This is a genomic window from Klebsiella sp. 2019SCSN059 (genome assembly GCF_021739525.1).
Classification (GTDB): Bacteria; Pseudomonadota; Gammaproteobacteria; order Enterobacterales; family Enterobacteriaceae; genus Klebsiella; species Klebsiella quasipneumoniae.
Map to the genome: position 1 here is coordinate 1 of NZ_JAKKOM010000009.1, position 22,402 is coordinate 22,402.

Sequence of the window (22,402 nt, forward strand, 5' to 3'; positions counted from 1 at the left end):
CAGGAGCCCGGTGCGTAAATCGCGCACGCCGGGATCTGTGCGGGGGGTATCCGGTAACGGGTATCCCTACCGCGACATTATATGGTGGGTTGAAAAATGAACTTTTACACGCCGGTTGAGCTACGTCAGATTGTCTCCTTTCCCTTTTTTGCCGACCTGGTGCAGTGCGGCTTTCCCAGCCCGGCTCAGGACTATGTCGAGAAGCGAATCGACCTCAACGAGCTGCTGGTGCAGCATCCCAGCGCGACCTATTTTGTCAAAGCCGCTGGCGACAGCATGATCGACGCCGGCATTGACGAAGGGGATCTGCTGGTGGTGGACAGCGCGCGCAAAGCGGAGCATGGCGATATCGTGATTGCCGCCGTCGGCGGCGAGTTTACCGTAAAAAAGCTGCAGCTTTTGCCGCGGGTGCAGCTTAACCCGATGAACCCGGCCTATTCGCCCATCGTGGTCGGCCGCGAGGAGACGCTCGATATTTTCGGCGTGGTGACCTACATCATCAAGGCGGCGGGCTGATCATGTTCGCGCACTGTGATGTGAACGCCTTCTATGCGAGCTGCCAGACCGCCTTCCGGCCAGACCTGAAGGGGCGGCCGGTGGTGGTGCTGTCGAACAACGATGGCTGCGTGATCGCCCGCTCGGCGGAGGCGAAGCCGTTTGTGAAAATGGGCGAACCCTACTTTAAGCAGAAGGCGGCGTTTCTTCGCCACGGCGTCGTGGCGTTCAGCAGCAACTATGAGCTGTACGCCGACATGTCCAGCCGGGTGATGTCCACCCTGGAAGAGCTCGCCCCGCGCTGCGAAATTTACAGTATCGATGAAGCCTTTTGCGATGTCAGCGGCGTGCGCCACTGTAGAGATCTGACTGACTTTGGCCGGGAAATCCGCGCCACGGTGCAGCAGCGCACCCATCTGACGCTGGGCGTCGGGATCGCCCCGACCAAAACCCTGGCGAAGCTGGCCAACCACGCGGCGAAACAGTGGCAGCGGCAGACGGGCGGGGTAGTGGATTTATCTTGCCCGCAGCGGCAGCGAAAGCTGATGGCGCTGCTGCCGGTGAGTGAGGTCTGGGGCATCGGGCGGCGGATCGGCAAAAAGCTCGAGGCGATGGGGATCGGCACGGTACTCCAGCTGGCGGAGAGCGATATCCGCTTTATCCGCAAGCACTTCACGGTGGTGCTCGAGCGAACGGTACGGGAGCTGCGCGGCGAGCCTTGCCTGGCGCTGGAGGAGTTTGCCCCCGCGAAGCAGGAAATTATCTGCAGCCGCTCGTTCGGGGATCGCATTACGGCCTATGAGGATATGCGCCAGGCGATCTGCAGCTATGCCGCGCGGGCAGCAGAAAAGCTGCGCGGTGAGCATCAGTACTGCCGGTTCGTCTCCGCCTTTGTCAAAACCAGCCCCTTCGCGCTGAATGAACCCTATTACGGCAACAGCGCCTCGCTGAAGCTGCTGACGCCGACGCAGGATTCCCGGGATATTATCGCCGCGGCGACAAGCTGCCTGGACGCCATATGGAAAGCGGGGCACCGCTATCAGAAGGCCGGGGTGATGCTCGGCGATTTCTACAGCCAGGGCGTCGCCCAGCTGAACCTGTTCGACGAGCTTGCCCCGCGGCAGAACAGCGCCAGGCTGATGCAGGTGCTCGACCAGCTGAATGCGAAAAACGGCAGGGGGGCGCTCTATTTTGCCGGCCAGGGGATCCAGCAGCAGTGGCAGATGAGGCGAGAGATGCTATCGCCGCGCTACACCACGCGATACGGCGACCTGCTCCGCGTCAGATAACGCGCTTTATCCCTGCACCGCAGCCGGAAAAACCGCCGCCAGCCAGTCAATAAAGACGCGGAGCCGGGGCGGGACGTGCCGGTGCCGGGCATAGACGACGTGAAAGGGATAGGGGGCCGGGCGCCAGGCGCTGAGGATCTCCACCAGTTTGCCGCTTGCCAGCGCCGGTCTTAGCGAATAGGTAAAGGTCTGCACAATGCCTAAGCCCGCCTCGACGGCGGCAATATGCGCGTTGCTCTCATTGATGCCGAGATGGGGCTCTGTCTTGAGCTCGGTACTGACGCCGTGACGCGTAAAGCGAAACGGAAACGCTCTGCCGCTGGCCGGCGACAGATAGCTGATGAGTTGGTGGCCATGATGGAGTTCATCCGGCGAGGCGGGCGTGCCGCAGCGCTGAAGATAGTCAGGGGTGGCGCAGGTAACCAGCGTCGCCTCGCCGATTTTACGGGCGATCAGCGTCGAGTCTTCCATCGGCCCGCCGCGGATGGCGCAGTCAATATTGCCGCTGATGAGGTCCGCGGGTTTATCGGCCACCTGCAAATCAATACGGATATCCGGCCAGGAGGTCATAAAGTCCGCCAGCAGCGGGATCAGCACATCGCGCGCGGTCGACCCGCCGATGGCGATCCGCAGATGGCCCTTCGGCTTATTGTGGGCGGTATTGAAGGAGGCGTCGATCTCTTCCAGGTCTTCCAGCAGGCAGCGAGCTTTTTCATAGTACTCCCGTCCTTCCGGCGTTACGGTAATACGCCGGGTGGTGCGCTGCAGGAGGGAAACCCCCAGGTGCGCTTCCAGTTGCTTGATGGTTTTGCTGAGGGTGGCGTTGGGCATATCCAGCGAGTCCGCGGCGCGGGTAAAGCTGCCGGCTTCGACAACGCGGGTGAAGGCTTTGAGGGCTGAAAACCGGTCCATTATGGGCGTGATCCTGGTTATTGGACGTCATTATCCACGGAGGGGAAAAGTGTTTTTCAGATTAGGCCATTTTTCCGCCTCTCTGAGGCGATTACAGTGCTTTCCATACCCGGCGGGGCGCTTTCGCGAGCCTGGCCTGTTTATACTCTAACCAAGGAAATGCACCATGAGCAAAAAACTTGCGGATAAAGTGGCGTTAGTGACCGGCGGCAGCACCGGGATTGGCCTGGCGTCGGCGAAAGCGCTGGCGGAGCAGGGCGCGAAGGTGTATATCACCGGCCGCCGACAGGAGGAGCTGGATGCGGCGGTAAGATTCATCGGGCCCGCCGCCCGCGGGATCCGCGCCGACGCCGCCGTGTTAAGCGACCTTGACGCGGTATTTGCGACCATTGCCGACGAGTCCGGCCGCCTGGATGTGCTGTTCGCCAATGCTGGCGGCGGGGATATGCTGCCGCTGAGCGCCATCACCGAAGCGCACGTCGAGCGGATTTTCGCCACCAACGTGCGCGGGGTGGTGTTCACCGTGCAGAAAGCGCTGCCGCTGCTCACCGACGGCGCCTCGGTGATTTTGACCGGCTCTACGGCGGCGGTCAAAGGGACGGCGAACTTCAGCATCTATAGCGCCAGTAAAGCTGCGGTACGCAGCCTGGCGCGCTCCTGGGCGCTGGAGGTGAACGACCGCGGGATCCGCATCAATGTCGTCAGCCCGGGGCCGGTACGTACCCCGGGTCTGGGCGGGCTGGTGGCGGAGGCGGACCGTCAGGGCTTGTTCGACGCCCTGGCTGCCAGCGTACCGCTCGGACGGCTGGGCGAGCCGGAGGAGATTGGCCGGACGGTGGTGTTTTTAGCCTCTGACGAGTCGAGCTTTATTAACGCCGCAGAGATCTATGTCGATGGCGGGCTGGCGCAAATTTAAGCGCCGGACTCCGCCAGGCGAGCAGCCCCGGCGGATACCGGGGCGGCTCGTGGTTTTGCCGATCGCTTACTCATCGTCCGGGTGGGCAGCTTATTGCGCGCCCAGCTGTTTCATCAGCGTCAGGTTATCTTCAATATGCCAGTTGGCGGCAATTTTACCGCCGCTGATCTGATAGATATCGGTGGCGATAAAATCGATATTTTGTCCTTTACCCTGCCGGGTGCCGAAGGTCCCGGTAAAGTGGCCATGAAAATGTAAGTGTGAGACCACCCGGTCACCGGCCACGATCATTTGTTCGACATCACAGCGTAAATCCGGCACCGCCTGGCGAAACGCTCTGGAGGCAAGGATCGCTCCTTCCGGCCCCTGTCGGCGCCCTTCCGGGGGCGTTTTATCGATAAAATTCCCCGCCAGCGCCGCCCGGGCCAGCGCTTCATCGCCGGTATTCCAGAACGTGGCGTATTGCCTGGCGACATATTCATTGGCGGCGCGTGTGGCAGCGGGAAGGCTGCTATCAACGATGAGCTGGGCTGGCTTCAGCAAACCCTGCGGGGCTGAAAACGCGGAGCCGGATATCCCGGCAAGCAGCAGCGCGGTGGCGCAGCGACGGCGCGTGATGCCGCGTCTGGCCTGCGTGCAGACCACAGCGACACCACGCCCGGCAGGTAACATGTTGTGGGTCATTTTCACTCTTTATGCTCCGTATAGAAGGGATAGTCGGTATAGCCCGCCGCCGTTCCGCCAAACAGCGTGCCGGGATCGCTGACGGTCGCCAGCGGCCAGCGGTGCTGAAGCCGCTGCGGCAGGTCGGGATTGGCAATAAACGGCCGGCCGAAAGCCACCAGGTCGGCGAGACCGGCGCCAAGAATACGCTCCGCCTTCTGCTGATCGTAATTCCCGGCCACGATCAGCGTACCGCTGAAGGTTGCGCGCAGCGTGTCGCGGAAGTGCCGGGGAACGGCTGGCGCATCGTCCCAGTCCGCCTCCGCCAGATGGATAAAGGCGATACCCTGCTGTTCGCACCAGGCCGCCAGGGCAAGGATGGCGTCGATCACCTGCGGGTCATTCATCCCGCGCTGGGTAATGAAGGGGGAAAGGCGGATGCCCGTCCGCTCGCGGCCGATAGCGTCGCTGATGGCGGTCAGCACCTCCTGGGCAAAACGGATCCGGTTGTTCAGGCTACCGCCGTACTCATCGGTGCGCTGGTTGGCGGTACGCCGCAGGAACTGGTCGATCAGATAGCCATTACCGCCGTGCACCTCCACGCCGTCAAACCCCGCCGCGATCGCATTGCGCGCCGCCTGGCGGTAATCGGCGACAATACGCTGGATATCCGACCGGGAGAGCGCCCGCGGCGGTGGGCAGTCCACCATCTGGCCCCGGCCCTGCTCATCCACCACCCAGACCTGGGCGTCCGGCGCCAGCGCCGAGGGGGCCACGGGTTGACCATCCGCATGAAAACGGGCGTGCGACATGCGTCCCACGTGCCAGAGCTGAGAAAAAATAACGCCGCCGGCCTGGTGTACGGCCCGGGTCGTCAGCTGCCAGCCGGCAATCTGGTCTGCGGAATGCAGGCCGGGCGTCCAGGAGTACCCCTGTCCCTCGGGAGAGATTTGCGTCGCCTCCGTGACGATCAACCCCGCGCTGGCGCGCTGGCGGTAATACTCCGCCATCAGCGCGGAGGGGATATTTCCCGGCTGCAGGGCGCGCGCCCGGGTCATGGGGGCCATGACGATGCGGTTTTTCAGCGGCAGCGTACCGATGCGATGACGATCAAAAAGTGAGAGCGTATTCATAATGATGTCCCTTGCGAGTGGAATGGAAATCACTTTACAGTCGGGATCTGATTTTGATAATTAGACGAAAAACAGATTCACTTTTCGGGAAATGCGAAAAATGGGCAAACTGGAAGATATGGCGCTGCTGGTGGCCGTCGCCGAGGCGGGGGGACTCTCCGCCGCCGGCAGACGGTTGTCGCTCTCGCCGGCCACCATGACTGCACGTCTGAAGGCGATGGAAGAGCGTTATCAGACCCGCCTGTTCCATCGTTCCACGCGGGCTATCACCCTGACCAACGCGGGGGAAGATTTTTATCATGCCGCGCGGCGCGTGCTGGAGGAGGCGCGCCACGCCGAGTCGTTGCTGACGCAAAAAGAGGGGGTCCTGAGCGGCGATATTCGCCTTTCCGCCCCCTCCGACTTTGGCCGACAATACCTTAGCCCGGCCATCGTCGACTTTACCCGCCGTCACCCGGAAGTGACCTTTTCCGTCTACTTAGGCGAGCGCGTGGAGGATCTGGTCGCCAACCGGCTGGATATGAGCATTCGCGTCGGTAACCTGCCGGACAGCAGCCTGGCCATCCGCCACATTCGTCCTAACCACCGAGTGCTGGTGGCCTCGACGGCTTACCTTGCCGCCCGTGGAACGCCTGCTTCGCCCGAGGCGCTGCATCATCATCGCTGCCTGGCGCTGGAGCGGCACGGCGTGGTGATGAACGAGTGGCGCTTTGAGGAGGCGGGAAAAGAGCAGGTCATCCGGGTGACGCCGGCGATGGTCTGCGACGATGGGGCACTGCTGCGGCAGTGGGCGCTCAGCGGGGCGGGGATCGCCGGTAAATCATGGTGGGATGTGAAGAGGGATGTCGAGGAGGGGCGGCTTCAGGTGTTGTTTGCCGACCGCTTCACCGGTTTCAGCCGGTTAGACCGCAAGGAGGTTGGGCTGCAGTTTGTCTTTCCCCAGCGAAAGCTGCAGCCCCCTCAGGTATCGGCGTTTATGGCGTTTTTTATCGACTGGCTGGAGAGGTGACGGGCACGGCGGTTAGTCATGCTCAGAACCGCAAAGGATGGCCCCCGGGTGTTATGCCAGCCTATAGAGTCTTGATCTCAAATATGATTAGATAGCTTTCACTTAAAACCAGTCAGTGGCTGCCATGAATCTCAGGGAAAAAATCATTAATGAATTCGGCGGGTTGTCGCCCGAGCTGCAACGCGCCGCCGAGTTCTCACTGCAAAATGCCAGTCAGCTGGTGGTGTTATCCATGCGCGCCTTCGCGGCGGAAGCCGGGGTAAAACCGGCGACGCTGCTGCGTCTGGCGCAGCGGCTGGGCTACCGCGGCTGGAGCGAGCTAAAAAGCGATTTCATTGACGACCTGGGGCTGCGCAATGATACATACGTATCAAAAGCGGAAAAAATGATGGCCCGCGGCACGCAAACGCAGCTGTATAAAGAGGTATTTCAGGCGCATCAGGCGAACCTGACCTTTACGCAAAACGAAAATGCCCAGCAGATGGAGCAGGCGGTGACCTTGCTCGATAGCGCGGAGAATGTCTATATCTGCGGATTCCGCGCCAGCTTTCCGATCGCGTGGTCGCTGTTCTATGTCTATCGACTGTTCAACCGCCAGGTATCGTTAATCGATGGCCTGGCCAGCAATATCGAAGTCTTTACCCGTGAACTCACCGCCCGGGACTGCGTCTTACTCACCAGCTTTGCGCCCTATTCACGCGAATCACTGGATGTTTTACGGGCAGCCCGGCAGGCCGGGGCGAAGATCCTCGCCATTACCGATTCGCCGGTTTCCCCCTTAGCGCAGGCGGCAGACTGCACGCTGCTGTTCTCCATCGACAGTCCGTCATTTTTCCCTTCCGTGGTCTCCGGCATGGGGCTGGCGGAGTGTCTGCTGGCGATGCTGGTGGTGCGCCACGGCCGGGAGGCGGTGAGTAAAATTGAAAGTGCCGAACGCTATCTCATTGAGTCTGGCGCCTACGTGATCCCCGGTAAGTCCTGATAAATGATTCAAATGTATCAGTTATAAGTATAATGGATGCATTTATATCTTTAATTCGTTGACGTGATCCAAATGGATCCTGCAAGATACGCTCAATTAATGTAGCGGATTCAGGAGCAGAACCCAGTATGAGTCATGTCATTCACCGCAGCCTGCGTAGCACGCCGATGGTGGCCTCACGTGCGCAAGGGGCCTATATCTTTGATGCTCAGGGAAAACCGTATCTTGATGCCTGTGGCGGGGCGGCGGTTTCCTGCCTCGGACACGCGCACCCTGATGTGCTGGCGGCGATGCACCGCCAGATCGATCGGCTGGCCTATGCGCATACCAGCTTTTTCACCAGCGATGCCGTCGAGCAGCTTGCCGAACATCTCACCCGCACGGCGCCCGGCGAGCTTAACTACGCCTACTTTGTCTCGGGCGGTTCTGAGGCGGTAGAGACGGCGCTGAAGATGGCGCGGCAGTACTTTGTGGAGATCGGCCAGCCATCGCGCACCCGCTTTATCGCCCGTCAACAGAGCTATCATGGCAATACGCTGGGCGCGCTGGCGGTGGGCGGTAACGAATGGCGCCGTCGCCAGTTTGCCCCCTTATTAATGGATGTCATTCGCGTCTCCGCCTGCAATGAGTACCGCGATCGCCGGGCTGACGAGACCCAGCAACAGTATACCGAACGTCTGCTCAATGAGCTGGAGCAAGCCATCCTTGAGGCCGGCCCGGAAACGATCATCGGTTTCTGTGCGGAAACCGTGGTGGGAGCGACGACGGGAGCCACGCCGCCGACGCCGGGCTATCTGCAAGGGGTCCGCCGCCTGTGCGACAAATACGGCATCCTGTACATCGCGGATGAGGTGATGTGCGGTATGGGGCGGACCGGGACGCTGCATGCGTTTGAACAGGACGACGTGGTGCCCGATTTAGTGACCATCGCCAAGGGACTCGGCGGAGGCTATCAGCCGATTGGGGCGGTACTGGCGAGTGAGACCATCGTCTCCGCGCTGAAGGCGGGCAGCGGGTTGTTCCAGCACGGTCACACTTACATTTGTCATGCCACCGCCGCGTCGGCAGCCCTGGCGGTGCAGCAGGTGATCGCGCGCGATAATTTACTGGACGCCGTCAAACAGCAGGGCGCCTATCTGCACAAGGCGCTGCGCGAGGTGCTGGGGGAGTTACCGCATGTCGGTGATACGCGCGGACGCGGCCTGTTTGCGGGGGTCGAACTGGTGCGCGATAAAGACGACAAAACGCCATTCGATCCTGCCCTGAAGCTGCACGCCGCGATCAAAGCAAACTGTATGGCGCGCGGACTGATGGTCTATCCCATGGGCGGCACGATCGATGGCCAGTCTGGCGACCACATCCTGATTGCACCGCCGTTTATCATCACCCCGGCGCAGCTCGATTTTGTGGTCGATACCCTGAACAGCGTGATCCGCGAAGAGACGGGGAAATTATGATCAATCGTTTACCGCCCCTGGCGGAACAGGAATGGGACGATCGGCAGCGTCAGTTAGCGGAAGAGATCATCAACGGACCGCGCGGCGCCTTACTGCCGCCTTTTGAGCCGCTGTTGCGTAGTCCCGAGCTGATGGCCCATGCCCAGCGTATGGGGGAGTACCTGCGCTATCGCAGCGCGCTGGGCCAGCGTCTTTCTGAACTGGCGATTTTGCTGACCGCGCGGCACTGGTCGCAGCCGGTAGAGTGGGCGATCCATGCGCCGATAGCCCGCGAGAAAGGGATCTCTGCCGCGGCGGTGCAGGCGATTAAGGAAAGGCGCCGGCCCGCGGATCTGCGGCCCGATGAGCAGGCGATCTATGACTTCTGTCAGCAGCTGCATCAACAGCAAAAGGTCAGCGATGAGACCTGGCAACAAGCCATTGAGTTATGGGGCGAGAAGGGCGTGGTGGATCTGATTGGAATAAACGGTTATTACAGTTTTCTCTCCATGGTGATGAACAGCGCGCAAACGCCAGTACCGGATACCTCTGACGCTCTGTTTTCTGAATAAGTTATCGATTTTATTCGGGCGCATAAAACTGCGCCCGGCATATCAGCTCTTATTATTGGTTCTTCCGGCGAGATATTTCGCAGGATGACGTTCGTTGTAGGCTATTTCACTGACGCTGAGGGTAATTATGAGTGGATTATTTAAGAAATTAAAGCTGACGCTGGCATTAGTTATTTGTTCAGCCAGTTTTGTGACAGCAGCAGAAGATAAAATAACGGTGGGTGTCGATACTGCCTTTGTTCCATTTGAATTTAAACAAGGCGATAAATATGTGGGCTTTGATATCGATCTGTGGGACGCGATTGCGAAGAAAATGCATATCAGCTACGAATTAAGGCCAATGGATTTCGGCGGCCTGATCCCCGGTCTGCAGTCGCGTAATCTGGATGTGGCGATGGCGGGAATAACGATTACCGATGCGCGCAAGCAGGTCGTGGACTTCAGCGAAGGATATTATAATGCCGACCTGCTCATGGCCGTGAAAAGTACCGACAACTCCATTGTTAAATTCAGCGATTTGACCGGGAAAAAAGTCGGCCTTAAGCAGGGGACAGCGGCAGCCAGCTTTATGAAAAGCAAATATAAAGCGAATTATATCGAGTTCCCGAATATCGATAACGCCTACCTTGACCTGCAGGCCGGTAATCTCGATGCCGTGGTTCATGATTCACCGAATGTCCTTTACTACGTGAAGACGGCGGGTAACGGCAAGGTCAAATCCACCGGTGAGACGGACAGCATTCTGCCACAGCAGTATGGCTTTGCGATGCAGAAAAACAGCAGCCTGACGCCAAAAGTCAACCAGGCCCTGCAGGCCCTGCGCGCCGATGGCACCTACGACAAGATTTACGTAAAGTGGTTTGCTAAACAGCCGAAATAACCCTGCCAGGTCGGAGCGATCCGACCTCATATTTTCTTTACGGGTAGAAGCATGAATTTTGACAGTCGCTATATTTGGGATGCATTGCCGCTGCTGATGCAAGGTTTGCAGCTGACGCTGATTATTTCGTTATCAGGCTTGTTAGGTGGATTAATCATTGGCTTGCTGGCCGGGACCTGCCGCGCATTAGGCGGAACAATATCCAAAACGGTATCGCTGGTGTTTGTGGAAGTCATCCGCGGGACGCCAATTATGGTGCAGGTGATGTTTATCTACTTCGCCCTGCCGATGGTGTTGCCAGTGCGTATTGACCCGGTTCCCGCCGCCATTATCACCATTGTGATTAACTCCGGGGCTTATATAGCGGAGATCACCCGGGGGGCGATTCTGTCGATTAATAAAGGATTTAAAGAAGCCAGCCTGGCGATGGGATTATCGCCGCGCAGCACCCTGTGGCATGTCATAATGCCGCTGGCTTTTCGGCGGATGATCCCGGCATTAGGCAATCAGTGGATTATCAGTATTAAAGATACCTCGCTGTTTATTGTCATTGGCGTGGCAGAATTAACCCGTCAGGGACAAGAGATTATTGCCGGCAATTTTCGGGCGCTGGAGGTGTGGACGGCGGTGGCGATGATTTATCTGTTTTTGACATTGTGCCTGAGCTTCCTGCTGAAACAACTTGAGAAAAGGATCCATATTTTATGAGCATGGTTGAATTTAGCGCGGTAGCGAAAAACTTCGGCGCCACTCAGGTGCTGCACGATATCAATTTAAAGATTGAAGCGGGCGAGGTGGTGGTGATCATCGGTCCTTCCGGTTCGGGAAAATCGACCCTGCTGCGCTGCATTAACAAGCTGGAGGCGATCTCTTCGGGAACGCTGCTGGTGGCGGGCATGCACATTACGGATCCGCACGCGAATGAGTGTGATATTCGCCGCGAAGCCGGTATGGTGTTTCAACAGTTTCATTTATTCCCGCATCTGACCGCCCTGGAGAATGTTATGTTCGGTCCGCTTCGCGTGCGCAAGCAGAGTAAGGCCGCGGCGCGGGAGCAGGCGCTGGCGTTGCTGGACCTCGTGGGGCTGCGTGAACGCGCCAACCACTATCCGGCAGAGCTCTCGGGCGGTCAGCAGCAGCGCGTGGCGATAGCGCGCGCCCTGGCGGTGAAACCCAAAATGATGTTATTTGATGAGCCAACATCCGCCCTCGATCCCGAACTGCGGCATGAGGTGTTAAAGGTCATGCGATCCCTGGCCGAAGAGGGCATGACGATGGTGATTGTGACCCATGAGATTGGCTTTGCCAGAGAGGTGGCTTCCCGGTTGATCTTTATTGATGGCGGCACCATTGCCGAAGATGGTTCACCTGAGGCGCTGCTCACGGCCAGCAGCAATCCGCGTCTGCAAGAGTTTTTGCAACACGTATCCTGAACATAAGTGAATGATGACAATATGAAAACAATCGCAATCCGTGGTTCCGCCTATGCGGTCGGTCAGCAGCTTGGCGCGTTTGGTCGTGAGGCCTGGCATACTAAAATCAGGCAAACGGCGCTGTGGCAAACCGTAACCGCCCTGAAAACGGCGGAACAGACCCAGCGCATGCGCGCAGCCGTGCAGGCGCAGTTCCCGCTGATTTGGCAGGAGCTGGAGGGCATGGCGGAGGGGCTGCAGGCGCCGGTGGATGAGGTGTTCGCCTGGAACTGTCGCGGCGATCTGGTACGTTCGACGTCAGATGGCTGCACCACCCTGGCGGGGAAAAGCCCGGAGGGCGCGTTGATCATTGCGCACAATGAAGACGGCTTCCCGCAGCTGCGTGAAGAGTGCGCCATCGTCAGCGTAACCCCGGAGGTGGGCCTCGCCTTCACCAGCTTTGCCTATCCCGGCTCCCTGTGCGGGCACACCTTCGCGGTGAATGAGAAGGGGATAGTCAATACGGTCAACAATATTCGCACCGTGCATCGTCCGGACGGCATGCCGCGCCAGATTGTGGCCCGCGCATCGCTGAACGCCGCCACCTTAGAGGAAGCCGTCACTTTGCTGAGCGCCACGCCGCGCGCGGGCGCGTTTCACCACACCCTGGGCCAGATGGGCGATAGCCGTCTGTTTAGCGTGGAAGCCACCGGCTCCGGCAGCTCGGTGCTCGAGTTGTCCGCCACCGGCGGGCATGCCAACCATCTGATCCATCCCCAGCTTGCGGCCATTGAACAGATCGTGACCGGGAGCTCCGGTTCGCGCCAGCGGCGCCTGGACGCGTGGCTGGCGACGAACCCGCCGCTGGATGGCGTGACAGCGAAAGCGATGCTCTCCGACCAGCAGGATCCGCTGTTACCGATTTACCGGCTGTCTCCCGACGATCCGGATGAGGAAAATACGCTGGCGACGGCCATTTTTACCTTGAGCGCGACCCGCGTCGTGTGGCAGGTCTTCACTCTGGACCGTGAAAACGCGGTTTTACAGGGCAGCGTTTAGCGGGCCGAGGGCGCTTTCAGCAGGGCGATCAGCAGCGTACTGCCCACCATGATCCCCGCCGCCAGCCACACCATTCCCGACAGGCCAGCTGAGGCGATCAGCTGGCCGCCGACAAGCGCCCCGGTGCCGATGGCGGCATTAAAAATGGCCACGTAAATGGCTGACGCCGGCTGGGCGACCGCGCCCGCGCTGCGCAGCAGCCAGGTCTGTAAGCCGACGAACACAATCGCGATGCCGGCGCCCCACAGGGCTAACAGTAGCCCGCTAAAACAGAACGGCAGTGGCGCAAGACGGGCGGCGCCAAGGATCGCCAGCGCGCCACCGCTCAGCAGCAGCGCAGCGAAAATCAGCCCCTTCAGATGACGATCGATAAGCTTACCCGCGATAACGTTACCCAGCAGCCCGGAAACCCCTGACAGCAGCAGCAGGCCGGAGAGGGCGGTCGCCGGGACTCCCTGCAGATTTATCAGCAGCGGTTCAATGTAGGTGAAGGCGGCAAAGTGAGCGGTAATGATGCAGGCCGTGGCGCCATACAGGCCACCGAGCAGCGGATTGCGGAAAATATCGCGATAAACACGCAGCCTGACGGAGGCAGGGGCGGCCAGCGGGGGCAGCGTCGAGCACAGCGCCGCAGCGGCGGCCAGTGACAGCAAGGCCATCGCCATAAACGCGTGTCGCCAGCCCGCCAGGGTGGCGATAAAGCTCGCCAGCGGTACCCCCACTACGCTTGCCGCCGACACGCCGCCAAAAATGATCGCCGTGGCCAGCCCCAGCCGGTGCGGCGGCACCAGCTGCGCGGCGACGATGCCAATTAAGGCCCAGAAGGCGCCATGCGCCAGGGCGCCAATCATGCGGGCGCTCATCAGGGCGAACATCGAATGAGACCGGGTTGCGGCGAGGCAGGAAAGCGCCAGGATCAGCATCAGCCCGACCAGCAGCGCCTTGCGGGAAATACGCGCCGGCATCGCGCCGGAAAGCAGAGCCGCCAGGGCGCCCACCCAGCCATAGGCGGTGACGGCGAGGCCCATGCCGGATTCCGTCTGGTGAAAATCCGCCGCCAGGGCGCTGAGCATGCCCACCGGCGCCAGTTCGCTGGTGACGATCGAAAAGGCGCAGATCCCGAGCGCAACGACGGCTATCCAGACGCGCGCCGGCGCCGGGTGGAGGGGTAAAGCAATCTCTTTCATATCAGGCGTATCCTTAGGAAAGGAGCGTTCCGCGCGGTGCGCGGACGTTCCGGTGAGGAGCGAGCAGGCGACCGGATGGCCTGGTTGTCTCCGCGAGTGGCGTGCAGTATCATCCCTGCGAAACTGATAAAAAAGAGCGGAAAACGGAGAGTCGTTTTCCATAGATGGAAAATAGATGACCGCAGAATTTAACTGGGATGATGCGCGCATATTCCTCGCCATCGCCCGGGCGGGAACGCTGAGCGGCGCCGCCGACAAGATGAACATGGGGATTGCCACGGTCTCCCGCCGGCTGGATCGGCTGGAGCAGGCGTTGAACGTTCCGCTCTTCAGCCGCCATCAGAGCGGCTATCGCCTGACCGACGATGGCGAAGCCCTGCTCGCGCGGGCTGAGGCGCTGGAATACGCAGGCCTGGCGTTCGGCGAAGCGGCGCAACTGCAGGGGCATGTCGCCGGGGTTGTCCGCCTGGCCACCGCGGACAACCTGGCCACGCATTTTATTCTGCCCTCCCTGAAAGGGCTCCTGGACCAATATCCCGAGCTGCGGGTGGAGGTGCTGAGCGGCGTGCAGCCGGTGAACCTGCACCGTCGGGATGCCGATCTGGCGATCCGTATGGTCAAGCCTGAGGCCGGGCATCTGACGTTAAAGCGTCTGGGGACGGTGGGGTTTGGCGTCTATGGCGCCGCCGGCTATCTGGCCGGGGCGGACGGCCTGTCGCTGAGCGAGGCGGACTTTGTGGGGTGGCCGGAAACTCACCAGCACCTGCCGGCCGCCCAATGGATCACGCGCACCCTGCGCGGCCGGCCGTGTAAAGTCGAAGCCAATACGCTCGTGGCCCAGGTTTCCGCGGTATCCGCGGGCCTCGGACTGGGCGTCCTGCCGCACTTTATGGCGCGGGCCAGCGGCCTGCAGTGCCTGCAGCCGGAGATCGGCGCGGATCAGACCCTCTGGCTGGTGATGCATTCCGACCTGGCCGGGTCAAGACGCGTGCGGGTTCTCGCCGACCATCTCATCGCTCTCTTTGCGGATCATCAAGAGCGGCTGGCGATGCCCTGAAGGGACGCGGCTTGGGCGTGTATCGATAAGCTCCCCCCGGGCTGACGAGCCACGATTTTTTCCGCGCCCGCTAACAGTCATACTCACCGCGCAATATTCGGCCCAATGCTGCGCCGCAGTCGAAAATACTGCAGAGTGAGGGGATACCCTCGTCCGGCAAAATAATTTTGCGTTGTTGCCAGCGCCGCCTTGTTGCGCTCCCCCAAAAATGCCTGTCGATGTTAGGGTGAGAGGTTGATTACCACAGGAGAACGCAAATGATTGTCAGGACCTGGCACGGCTGTGTGCCATTGCAACATGCCGAGGGGTTTGCAAAGCACCTTGAGCTGACCGGCGTGGAACACGCCCGGGGTATCCCCGGCAACAGGGGCGCGCTGGTGCGCCGGGAAAACCAGGGCGAATGGGCGCATTTCTTTCTCGCCACCTACTGGCAGGATCTCGCGGCGGTCAAAGCCTTCGCAGGCGAAGACTATCACGTCGCGGTCACCTATCCGGACGACGAAGTATTCGAACTGCTCTCCGACCCCTACGTGTTTCAGCATGAGGTTGAGGCCGTGTCGCCGCTGTAGGCTGCGTGTCGGGCAGGCGGAAGTTAGGCCAACCACAGACGGTTGCTGGCCGCGTGAGATCGACCTCTACCTTGCATGGGCAGCCAGCCACCGTTGGGTGAGCGTGGAATGACAGGAACACTTAGCGTTTGAGTGCGGCAGCAATGGCGGCTTCCATTTTCTCCGGCGTCGTGAACGGCGCAAAACGCGTGAGGGGAGTGCCGTCGCGACCGATGAGGAACTTGGTGAAATTCCACTTGATCCGTCCGCCGAGCACGCCGGGCAACGCTTGTTTCAAATAACGAAACAGCGGATGCGCGGCGGGGCCGTTGACGTCCACTTTCTCAAACATCGGGAAGCTCACGCCGTAGTTAACGTGACAGGTCTGCTCGATTTCATCCGCACCGCCGGGTTCCTGCTTGCCAAACTGGTTGCAGGGGAACCCAAGCACAACCAGCCCCTGAGCCGCGTACTTTTTGTAGAGCGCTTCAAGGCCAGCATATTGCGGCGTGAAGCCACAATGGCTGGCCGTATTCACCACCAGAACCACCTTGCCAGCATAGTCAGCCATGGAGAGGGGCTGTCCGCGCAGGCGGGTAGCCGTCAATTGATAAAAAGGGGTCATAGCAGGCTCCTGAGAGTAGAAATAGTTCAACGCTGACGATCGCGCGAATGTTTGAAGCAGATTAGGCAGTTATGATACACAGGGTTAGGGATTTGTACCTGGAGTGTTAAAAAAACGCCAGATGTCATAGAAAAAATCGCGAACAGGAACGGCTGAAAATGGTGAAATATATCTTATCGCTGGTCGTAGTGGCGATACTCGCAGGCTGTACCAGCGCGCCAAACTTGCCGCCTCGGGATACCATTGTGGCGATGAAACCCACAGAGTCCGGTATTGTCGCCAGCTCAGCGAAATACAGTTACCGCTTTGTCCGTGACGGTGTGCCTGAGGAATATCAGCGTTATAAGACCTTTTATGAGCGCTTTCACCAACAGGCTTCCGGCGTGCGGGTTAACTTTGTCGTGGAACAACATGAGGTGACGGCGGAATATCTGGTGGTGATGGATCAGCGCAAACTGGATGCCGGGCAGCATAGCGAGCTGGTAAATCAGTATCATGCGGTGCAGATTGATAACGATCGCCTCGGGGTGTTGTTTAAAGCGACAGGGTTTTGGACGGCATCGGACGCGTCAGATCTGGCCGCCGCCTACCAGTTAGCGCACCCCGTTGTGGTATCAATCAATGATAAGACCAAAACGATTAGCTCGCTTGGCGCCGTCGCCATGGCCCCGTTGTTTCCGTTTTACATGATGTATGGCTGTGCCATCGGGCCTTGTGTCTGAGGAAAATAGCCAGCAAGTCACTCGACTCACTGGCTGAGTATTTCACTACGCTTCACTTTTAGACGATTGTTTGTGAAACAGTTCGCGGAATACCGGGTAGATATCCTCCTGGTCGCGGATATGCTGCATGGCGAAATTATCAAAGGTCGCCTGCAGGTGTTCATACTCGCGCCACAGGGTCTGATGCGCCCGGCGGGTAATTTCGATATAGCTGTAATAACGCACCACCGGCAGAATTTTCTTCGCCAGCAGTTCGTGGCACAGTGGGGAGTCGTCGGCCCAGTTGTCGCCATCCGACGCCTGGGCGGCGTAGATGTTCCACTGCGCCGGGTCATAACGCGCCTGCACCACTTCATCCATCAGCTTCAGGGCGCTGGAGACGATGGTGCCGCCGGTCTCCTGAGAGTAGAAGAACTCGTGTTCATCCACCTCTTTCGCCTGAGTATGGTGGCGGATGTAGACCACATCGACGTTTTTATAGGTCCGGCTGAGGAACAAATACAGCAGGATATAAAAGCGCTTGGCCATGTCTTTGGTGGCCTGGTCCATCGAGCCTGAGACGTCCATCAGGCAGAACATTACCGCCTGGCTGGAGGGCTCCGGCCGTTTTTCGTAATTTTTGTAGCGTAAGTCAAAGGTGTCGATAAACGGCACCCGTTCAATTTTAGCCCGAAGTTCGGCAATCTCTTTGCGCAGGCGCTCCTCCTCCAGCAGCTGCACCGGTTCGCTGCGGCTGATGGTCTCCAGATCCTCCTCCAGGGCGCGCAGTTCACGGCGCTTGCCGGCGGTCATCGCCGTCCGGCGGGCCAACGAGTTCTGCAGCGAACGCACCACGCTGATGTTGGCCGGCACCCCGTTAGAGGTAAAGCCCGCGCGATGGGTTTTAAACTCGTTCAGCTGCCGGTGCTGATTTTTCTTCAGGTTCGGCAGGGCGAGATCTTCGAACAGCAGATCCAGGTACTCATCTTTCGAAATCTGGAAGACAAACTCATCCTTCCCTTCGCCATCGGCGCTGGCTTGCCCCTGACCGCCGCCCCCGCCGCCGCCGCCCCCTTGCGGGCGTTCGATGCGGTCGTTTTGCACGAAATGGTCGTTGCCAGGGTGGACGCGGTTGCGCAGCCCGCCGCGACCCTGATGAAACATCGGCTCGTTGATATCGTCCGTCGGGATCGAGACGGATTCTCCGCTCTCAATATCGGTCACCGAGCGCTTGTTGATGGCCTCGGAGATCGACTGTTTAATCTGCGCCTTATAACGGCGCAAAAAGCGCTGACGATTGACGGCGCTTTTGTTTTTCCCGTTCAGGCGTCGGTCTATGAACCAGGTCATATGCCCTCCTGTACTGCATTAGCCAACTTTACTTATCATCATTCAGCTGCAGTTGGCCCGGCGGCGCACCGCCGGGCTGGACGCATCAGGACGATTTACGAACCCGCAGGTACCACTCGCACAGCAGGCGAACCTGTTTGCGGGTGTAGCCTTTCTCCATCATGCGGTCGACAAAGTCGTCGTGTTTTTTCTGCTCATCGGTTGAGGTTTTGGCGTTAAACGAAATGACCGGCAACAGCTCTTCGGTATTGGAGAACATTTTCTTCTCAATAACCGTGCGCAGTTTCTCATAGCTGGTCCAGTTCGGATTACGTCCGCTGTTGTTGGCTCTGGCGCGCAGCACAAAGTTGACGATTTCATTACGGAAGTCTTTCGGGTTGCTGATCCCGGCCGGCTTCTCAATTTTCTCCAGCTCGGCATTCAACGATTCACGGTCAAACAGCTGCCCGGTGTCCGGATCGCGATATTCCTGATCCTGGATCCAGAAGTCAGCGTAGGTGACATAGCGATCGAAAATGTTCTGCCCGTACTCGGAGTAGGATTCCAGATAAGCGGTCTGGATCTCTTTGCCGATAAACTCGGCGTATTTCGGGATCAGATAGCCTTTGAGGAACTCCAGATAGCGCTCGGCCTGCTCCTGCGGGAACTGTTCGCGCTCAATCTGCTGCTCCAGCACATAGAACAGATGCACCGGGTTGGCCGCCACTTCAACATGGTCGAAGTTAAACACCCTTGAGAGGATCTTAAAGGCAAAGCGGGTGGAGAGCCCGTTCATCCCTTCATCCACCCCGGCGTAGTCGCGATACTCTTGATAGGATTTCGCTTTCGGGTCGGTATCCTTCAGGCTCTCGCCGTCATAGACCCGCATTTTCGAGTAGATGCTCGAGTTTTCCGGCTCTTTCAGGCGCGACAGAATCGAGAAGCGCGCCAGCGTTTCCAGCGTGCCCGGGGCGCATGGCGCATGCGTCAGTTCGCTGCTGTTGAGCAGTTTTTCATAGATACGGATCTCTTCGGAGATCCGCAGGCAATAAGGCACTTTGACGATATAGACGCGGTCGAGGAAGGCCTCATTGTTTTTGTTATTACGGAAGGTCACCCATTCCGATTCGTTGGAGTGGGCAAGGATGATCCCGTTAAACGGCAGGGCGGAGATCCCTTCGGTCCCGTTATAGTTACCCTCCTGGGTCGCGGTCAGCAGCGGATGCAGCACCTTGATCGGCGCTTTAAACATCTCGACGAACTCCATGATCCCCTGGTTGGCGCGGCACAGCGCACCGGAGTAGCCGTAGGCGTCCGGGTCGTTCTGCGCATAGTGTTCCAGCTTACGGATATCCACTTTACCCACCAGCGCTGAAATATCCTGGTTGTTCTCATCGCCCGGTTCGGTTTTGGCGATGGCGACCTGCTCGAGAATCGATGGCCAGACTTTGACCACGCGGAATTTCGTGATATCGCCGCCAAACTCATGCAGGCGTTTGGCCGCCCACGGCGACATAATGGTGCCGAGATAGCGGGTAGGGACGCCATACTCTTTCTGAAGGATCTGCGCATCCTCCTGCGGATTGAACAGGCACAGCGGGTGATCGTTAACCGGGCTGCGCTCGCCGTTGGCGCTCAGCACATAGATAGGCACGCGCTGCATCAGGGCTTTCAGCCGTTCAGCCAGCGATGATTTACCACCGCCCACCGGTCCCAGCAAATAGAGGATCTGTTTCTTCTCTTCCAGCCCCTGGGCGGCATGCTTGAGGTAGGAAACGATCTGCTCAATGGCGTCTTCCATACCGTAAAACTCTTCAAACGCCGGATAGCGTGCGATGACCCGGTTTGAAAAGAGACGGGATAGCCGCGGCTCGAGAGCCGTATCAACCATGACGGGTTCACCAATGGCCATCAACAGACGTTCTGCCGCATTGGCATAGGCACTGCGATCTTGCCGGCAGATGGTAAGAAACTCCTGCAGTGTGAACTCTTCGTCCTTGGCAGCTTCATAGCGCTGGCGATAGTGATCGAATATATTCATGGCATGCCGTCCTTTCGTTTTTTAGCACAGGTTGAGAGCCGTTCATATGAATAGTGGGGGCCCCCGGAAGACATAAGCTGAACATCGCTCTCCTGGTATCCAGCAACCCTTATGCCAGGTTGCGGGTGGGGTAGCGTGAATGTGCCCTGCAATTACACCTTCTAAATTTAAGCGTAGATGCATTTAGAAATCTTGCATGCCGCAGAAAATCAATTTCAATGACATATCAATAACTCATCCTGAAAAAGACGCTTTTTGATTCGCCGGGACGTGAAGCTGTCATCGGGCTGTCACCAGATGGTAAGAGAAGGGTGGGAAAGTGAACGATTTGTGTCATATCGGGTAAAGAATTTGAGGCATGAGACCTACGACGGTAAACTGCACGGGCTGATTATTTGACAACGGGAATATGGATTGTGACTAAAATCAAACTTCTGGCACTCGGCGTGCTGATTGCGACCTCCGCCAGCGCGGCGCATGCCGATGGGAAGTTCACGCTTGGGGCTGGCGTCGGCATCGTTGAGCATCCGTACAAGCAGTATGATGCGGATGTTTATCCGGTGCCGGTCATTAGTTATGAGAGCGATAACTTCTGGTTCCACGGTCTGGGCGGGGGTTACTACCTGTGGAATGACACCAACGATAAGCTGTCGATAACGGCCTACTGGTCGCCGATGTACTTCAAGCCGGGCGACAGCGATAGCGAACAAATGCGTCGCCTGGATAAACGTAAATCGACCGTGATGGCCGGTCTTTCTTATGTCCACAATACGCCCTATGGCTTCCTGCGCACGACGATTGCCGGCGATACGCTGGATAATAGCAACGGTATCAACTGGGATCTCGCCTGGCTGTACCGCTACACCAACGGGAACCTGACGCTGACGCCGGGCATTGGCGTCGAGTGGAACAGCGACAATCAGAACGAATACTACTATGGCGTCTCGCAGCATGAGTCCCGTCGCAGCGGGATGCGCAGCTACGATCCGGACAGCAGCTGGAACCCGTATCTGGAGCTGGCGGCCAACTATCGCTTCCTCGGCGACTGGAGCGTATACGGTATTGCGCGCTACACGCGTCTGTCGGATGAAATTACCGATAGCCCGATGGTGGACAAATCCTGGAGCGGTCTGATCTCAACCGGGATCACCTACACCTTCTGATTGTGCATTATTACAGTGCGCTTTATGCATCAAAACAGGGCTTCGCGCCCTGTTTTGCTTTAGGGTGGTGCAGGGCGCGAAGAAGGAGACGATGGTGAAAAAAACAGTATGCTTTGGCGAGCAGGCGGCAGTTCCGGCCATCGGGCTGGGAACCTGGTATATGGGCGAGAACGCGGCGCAGCGTCAGCAGGAGGTGGCTGCACTGCGCGCGGGCATCGACCATGGCCTGACGGTAATCGATACCGCGGAGATGTATGCCGACGGCGGGGCGGAGGAGGTAGTGGGCCAGGCGATCCGCGGCCTGCGCGACCGGGTGACGCTGGTCTCTAAAGTCTATCCCTGGCACGCCGGCGGAGCGGCGATGCGCCGCGCCTGTGAAAACAGTCTGCGCCGGCTGCAGACCGACTATCTGGATATGTATCTCCTGCACTGGCGGGGCGATATCCCCCTGCAGGAGACGGTCGAGGCGATGGAAAGGCTGGTGGCCGAGGGCAAAATCCGCCGTTGGGGCGTCTCCAATCTGGACACCGACGATATGCAGGCGCTGTGGCGCACGGCGGGCGGCGAACGCTGCGCCACCAACCAGGTGCTCTATCATCTCGCGTCGCGGGGCATTGAATACGATCTCCTGCCCTGGTGCCAGCAGCACACCCTGCCGGTGATGGCCTATTGCCCGCTGGCGCAGGCGGGGCGCTTACGCGATGGACTTTTTCAGCATACCGATATCATCAATATGGCTAACGCGCGGGGCGTGACGGTGGCGCAGCTGCTGCTGGCCTGGGTGATTCGTCATCCGGGAATGCTGGCGATCCCGAAAGCGGCGACTATCGAGCATGTGGTGCAGAATGCCGTCGCGCTTGATATCGTTCTCAGCCCGCAAGAGCTTGCGCAGCTGGACCGCCTCTATCCGCCGCCGCCGCGGAAAACCCGGTTGGAAATGGTTTAACCCACAGCGCATCCAGGTGGAGAAGAGAAAAAGCCCCGTGATAAACG

Annotated in this window: 24 protein-coding genes; 16 read left to right on the forward strand and 8 right to left on the reverse strand. The window is 59.0% G+C overall.

Annotated features, from left to right (window positions below):
• Positions 1-96: 96 nt before the first annotated feature.
• Together L2I46_RS12015 and L2I46_RS12020 are read left to right on the forward strand one after the other, a co-directional pair.
• Positions 97-516, forward strand: coding sequence for a translesion error-prone DNA polymerase V autoproteolytic subunit (locus L2I46_RS12015; RefSeq protein WP_032452491.1), 420 nt, complete (start codon positions 97-99; stop codon positions 514-516).
• Between the two features lie 2 nt (positions 517-518).
• The gene (locus L2I46_RS12020; RefSeq protein ID WP_065805789.1) at positions 519-1,784 is read left to right on the forward strand and encodes a Y-family DNA polymerase; all 1,266 of its coding nucleotides are present in this window, start codon (positions 519-521) and stop codon (positions 1,782-1,784) included.
• A 6-nt stretch (positions 1,785-1,790) separates the two neighbouring features.
• Here L2I46_RS12020 and L2I46_RS12025 read toward each other — a convergent pair whose 3' ends face one another.
• Positions 1,791-2,696: a LysR family transcriptional regulator gene (locus L2I46_RS12025; protein WP_236947887.1), complete on the reverse strand. Its 906-nt coding sequence runs from the start codon at positions 2,694-2,696 to the stop codon at positions 1,791-1,793.
• A gap of 166 nt (positions 2,697-2,862) precedes the next feature.
• Here L2I46_RS12025 and L2I46_RS12030 point away from each other — a divergent pair, with 166 nt between their 5' ends.
• Positions 2,863-3,612, forward strand: a complete 750-nt coding sequence (locus L2I46_RS12030; RefSeq protein ID WP_023289256.1) for an SDR family oxidoreductase — start codon at positions 2,863-2,865, stop codon at positions 3,610-3,612.
• A 90-nt stretch (positions 3,613-3,702) separates the two neighbouring features.
• Here the strand turns inward: L2I46_RS12030 and L2I46_RS12035 are convergent, their stop codons facing one another.
• Positions 3,703-4,296, reverse strand: coding sequence for an ester cyclase (locus L2I46_RS12035; RefSeq protein WP_065805828.1), 594 nt, complete (start codon positions 4,294-4,296; stop codon positions 3,703-3,705).
• A 2-nt stretch (positions 4,297-4,298) separates the two neighbouring features.
• A complete protein-coding gene (locus L2I46_RS12040) occupies positions 4,299-5,408 on the reverse strand; it encodes an alkene reductase (RefSeq protein ID WP_102002553.1) in 1,110 nt (369 codons plus the stop codon).
• A gap of 100 nt (positions 5,409-5,508) precedes the next feature.
• Here L2I46_RS12040 and L2I46_RS12045 point away from each other — a divergent pair, with 100 nt between their 5' ends.
• The 8 genes from L2I46_RS12045 to L2I46_RS12080 all read left to right on the forward strand — a co-directional run bounded on the left by L2I46_RS12045 (position 5,509) and on the right by L2I46_RS12080 (position 12,758).
• A complete protein-coding gene (locus tag L2I46_RS12045; protein WP_023289259.1) occupies positions 5,509-6,417 on the forward strand; it encodes a LysR family transcriptional regulator in 909 nt (302 codons plus the stop codon).
• A 124-nt stretch (positions 6,418-6,541) separates the two neighbouring features.
• Complete coding sequence (locus L2I46_RS12050) at positions 6,542-7,399, forward strand: MurR/RpiR family transcriptional regulator (RefSeq protein ID WP_064154862.1); 858 nt, start codon at positions 6,542-6,544, stop codon at positions 7,397-7,399.
• A 128-nt stretch (positions 7,400-7,527) separates the two neighbouring features.
• A complete protein-coding gene (locus L2I46_RS12055; RefSeq protein ID WP_048297302.1) occupies positions 7,528-8,856 on the forward strand; it encodes an aspartate aminotransferase family protein in 1,329 nt (442 codons plus the stop codon).
• Positions 8,853-9,407: a carboxymuconolactone decarboxylase family protein gene (locus L2I46_RS12060; RefSeq protein WP_171005034.1), complete on the forward strand. Its 555-nt coding sequence runs from the start codon at positions 8,853-8,855 to the stop codon at positions 9,405-9,407. The genes L2I46_RS12055 and L2I46_RS12060 overlap by 4 nt, the downstream gene beginning before the upstream one ends.
• Positions 9,408-9,534: 127 nt before the next feature.
• A complete protein-coding gene (gene glnH, locus L2I46_RS12065; protein ID WP_023289263.1) occupies positions 9,535-10,287 on the forward strand; it encodes a glutamine ABC transporter substrate-binding protein GlnH in 753 nt (250 codons plus the stop codon).
• Between the two features lie 51 nt (positions 10,288-10,338).
• On the forward strand, positions 10,339-10,995 hold the full coding sequence (gene glnP, locus L2I46_RS12070) for a glutamine ABC transporter permease GlnP (RefSeq protein WP_023289264.1): 657 nt from the start codon (positions 10,339-10,341) through the stop codon (positions 10,993-10,995).
• A 2-nt stretch (positions 10,996-10,997) separates the two neighbouring features.
• Positions 10,998-11,720 (forward strand): glutamine ABC transporter ATP-binding protein GlnQ, encoded by a 723-nt coding sequence (glnQ, locus tag L2I46_RS12075; protein ID WP_236947911.1) that lies wholly within the window; start codon positions 10,998-11,000, stop codon positions 11,718-11,720.
• 21 nt (positions 11,721-11,741) lie between these two features.
• The gene (locus L2I46_RS12080) at positions 11,742-12,758 is read left to right on the forward strand and encodes a C45 family autoproteolytic acyltransferase/hydolase (protein ID WP_236947888.1); all 1,017 of its coding nucleotides are present in this window, start codon (positions 11,742-11,744) and stop codon (positions 12,756-12,758) included.
• On the opposite strand, the gene L2I46_RS12085 is transcribed toward L2I46_RS12080, so the two are convergent.
• Positions 12,755-13,945 (reverse strand): MFS transporter, encoded by a 1,191-nt coding sequence (locus tag L2I46_RS12085; RefSeq protein WP_048334769.1) that lies wholly within the window; start codon positions 13,943-13,945, stop codon positions 12,755-12,757. The genes L2I46_RS12080 and L2I46_RS12085 overlap by 4 nt on opposite strands.
• A 175-nt stretch (positions 13,946-14,120) precedes the next feature.
• Here L2I46_RS12085 and L2I46_RS12090 point away from each other — a divergent pair, with 175 nt between their 5' ends.
• Entirely contained in the window at positions 14,121-15,002 is an 882-nt protein-coding gene (locus tag L2I46_RS12090) for a LysR family transcriptional regulator (protein ID WP_044522291.1), read from the forward strand.
• A 70-nt stretch (positions 15,003-15,072) separates the two neighbouring features.
• Here the strand turns inward: L2I46_RS12090 and L2I46_RS12095 are convergent, their stop codons facing one another.
• On the reverse strand, positions 15,073-15,168 hold the full coding sequence (locus tag L2I46_RS12095) for a hypothetical protein (RefSeq protein WP_232689797.1): 96 nt from the start codon (positions 15,166-15,168) through the stop codon (positions 15,073-15,075).
• Positions 15,169-15,259: 91 nt separating this feature from the next.
• Here L2I46_RS12095 and L2I46_RS12100 point away from each other — a divergent pair, with 91 nt between their 5' ends.
• On the forward strand, positions 15,260-15,571 hold the full coding sequence (locus L2I46_RS12100) for a hypothetical protein (protein WP_032452501.1): 312 nt from the start codon (positions 15,260-15,262) through the stop codon (positions 15,569-15,571).
• Between the two features lie 121 nt (positions 15,572-15,692).
• On the opposite strand, the gene L2I46_RS12105 is transcribed toward L2I46_RS12100, so the two are convergent.
• The gene (locus tag L2I46_RS12105) at positions 15,693-16,175 is read right to left on the reverse strand and encodes a glutathione peroxidase (RefSeq protein WP_236947889.1); all 483 of its coding nucleotides are present in this window, start codon (positions 16,173-16,175) and stop codon (positions 15,693-15,695) included.
• 158 nt (positions 16,176-16,333) lie between these two features.
• Between L2I46_RS12105 and L2I46_RS12110 the strand changes: the two genes are divergently transcribed.
• Positions 16,334-16,897: a hypothetical protein gene (locus L2I46_RS12110; RefSeq protein ID WP_048297308.1), complete on the forward strand. Its 564-nt coding sequence runs from the start codon at positions 16,334-16,336 to the stop codon at positions 16,895-16,897.
• Positions 16,898-16,942: 45 nt separating this feature from the next.
• On the opposite strand, the gene L2I46_RS12115 is transcribed toward L2I46_RS12110, so the two are convergent.
• A complete protein-coding gene (locus tag L2I46_RS12115) occupies positions 16,943-18,226 on the reverse strand; it encodes a YeaH/YhbH family protein (RefSeq protein WP_012968476.1) in 1,284 nt (427 codons plus the stop codon).
• 85 nt (positions 18,227-18,311) lie between these two features.
• A complete protein-coding gene (gene yeaG, locus L2I46_RS12120; RefSeq protein WP_004203779.1) occupies positions 18,312-20,246 on the reverse strand; it encodes a protein kinase YeaG in 1,935 nt (644 codons plus the stop codon).
• 416 nt (positions 20,247-20,662) lie between these two features.
• Here yeaG and L2I46_RS12125 point away from each other — a divergent pair, with 416 nt between their 5' ends.
• Complete coding sequence (locus tag L2I46_RS12125; RefSeq protein ID WP_023289272.1) at positions 20,663-21,409, forward strand: MipA/OmpV family protein; 747 nt, start codon at positions 20,663-20,665, stop codon at positions 21,407-21,409.
• Between the two features lie 91 nt (positions 21,410-21,500).
• Positions 21,501-22,355 carry an aldo/keto reductase gene (locus tag L2I46_RS12130; RefSeq protein WP_072420375.1) on the forward strand — a complete coding sequence of 285 codons (855 nt, stop codon included), beginning with the start codon at positions 21,501-21,503 and terminating at the stop codon, positions 22,353-22,355.
• Positions 22,356-22,402 lie beyond the last annotated feature (47 nt).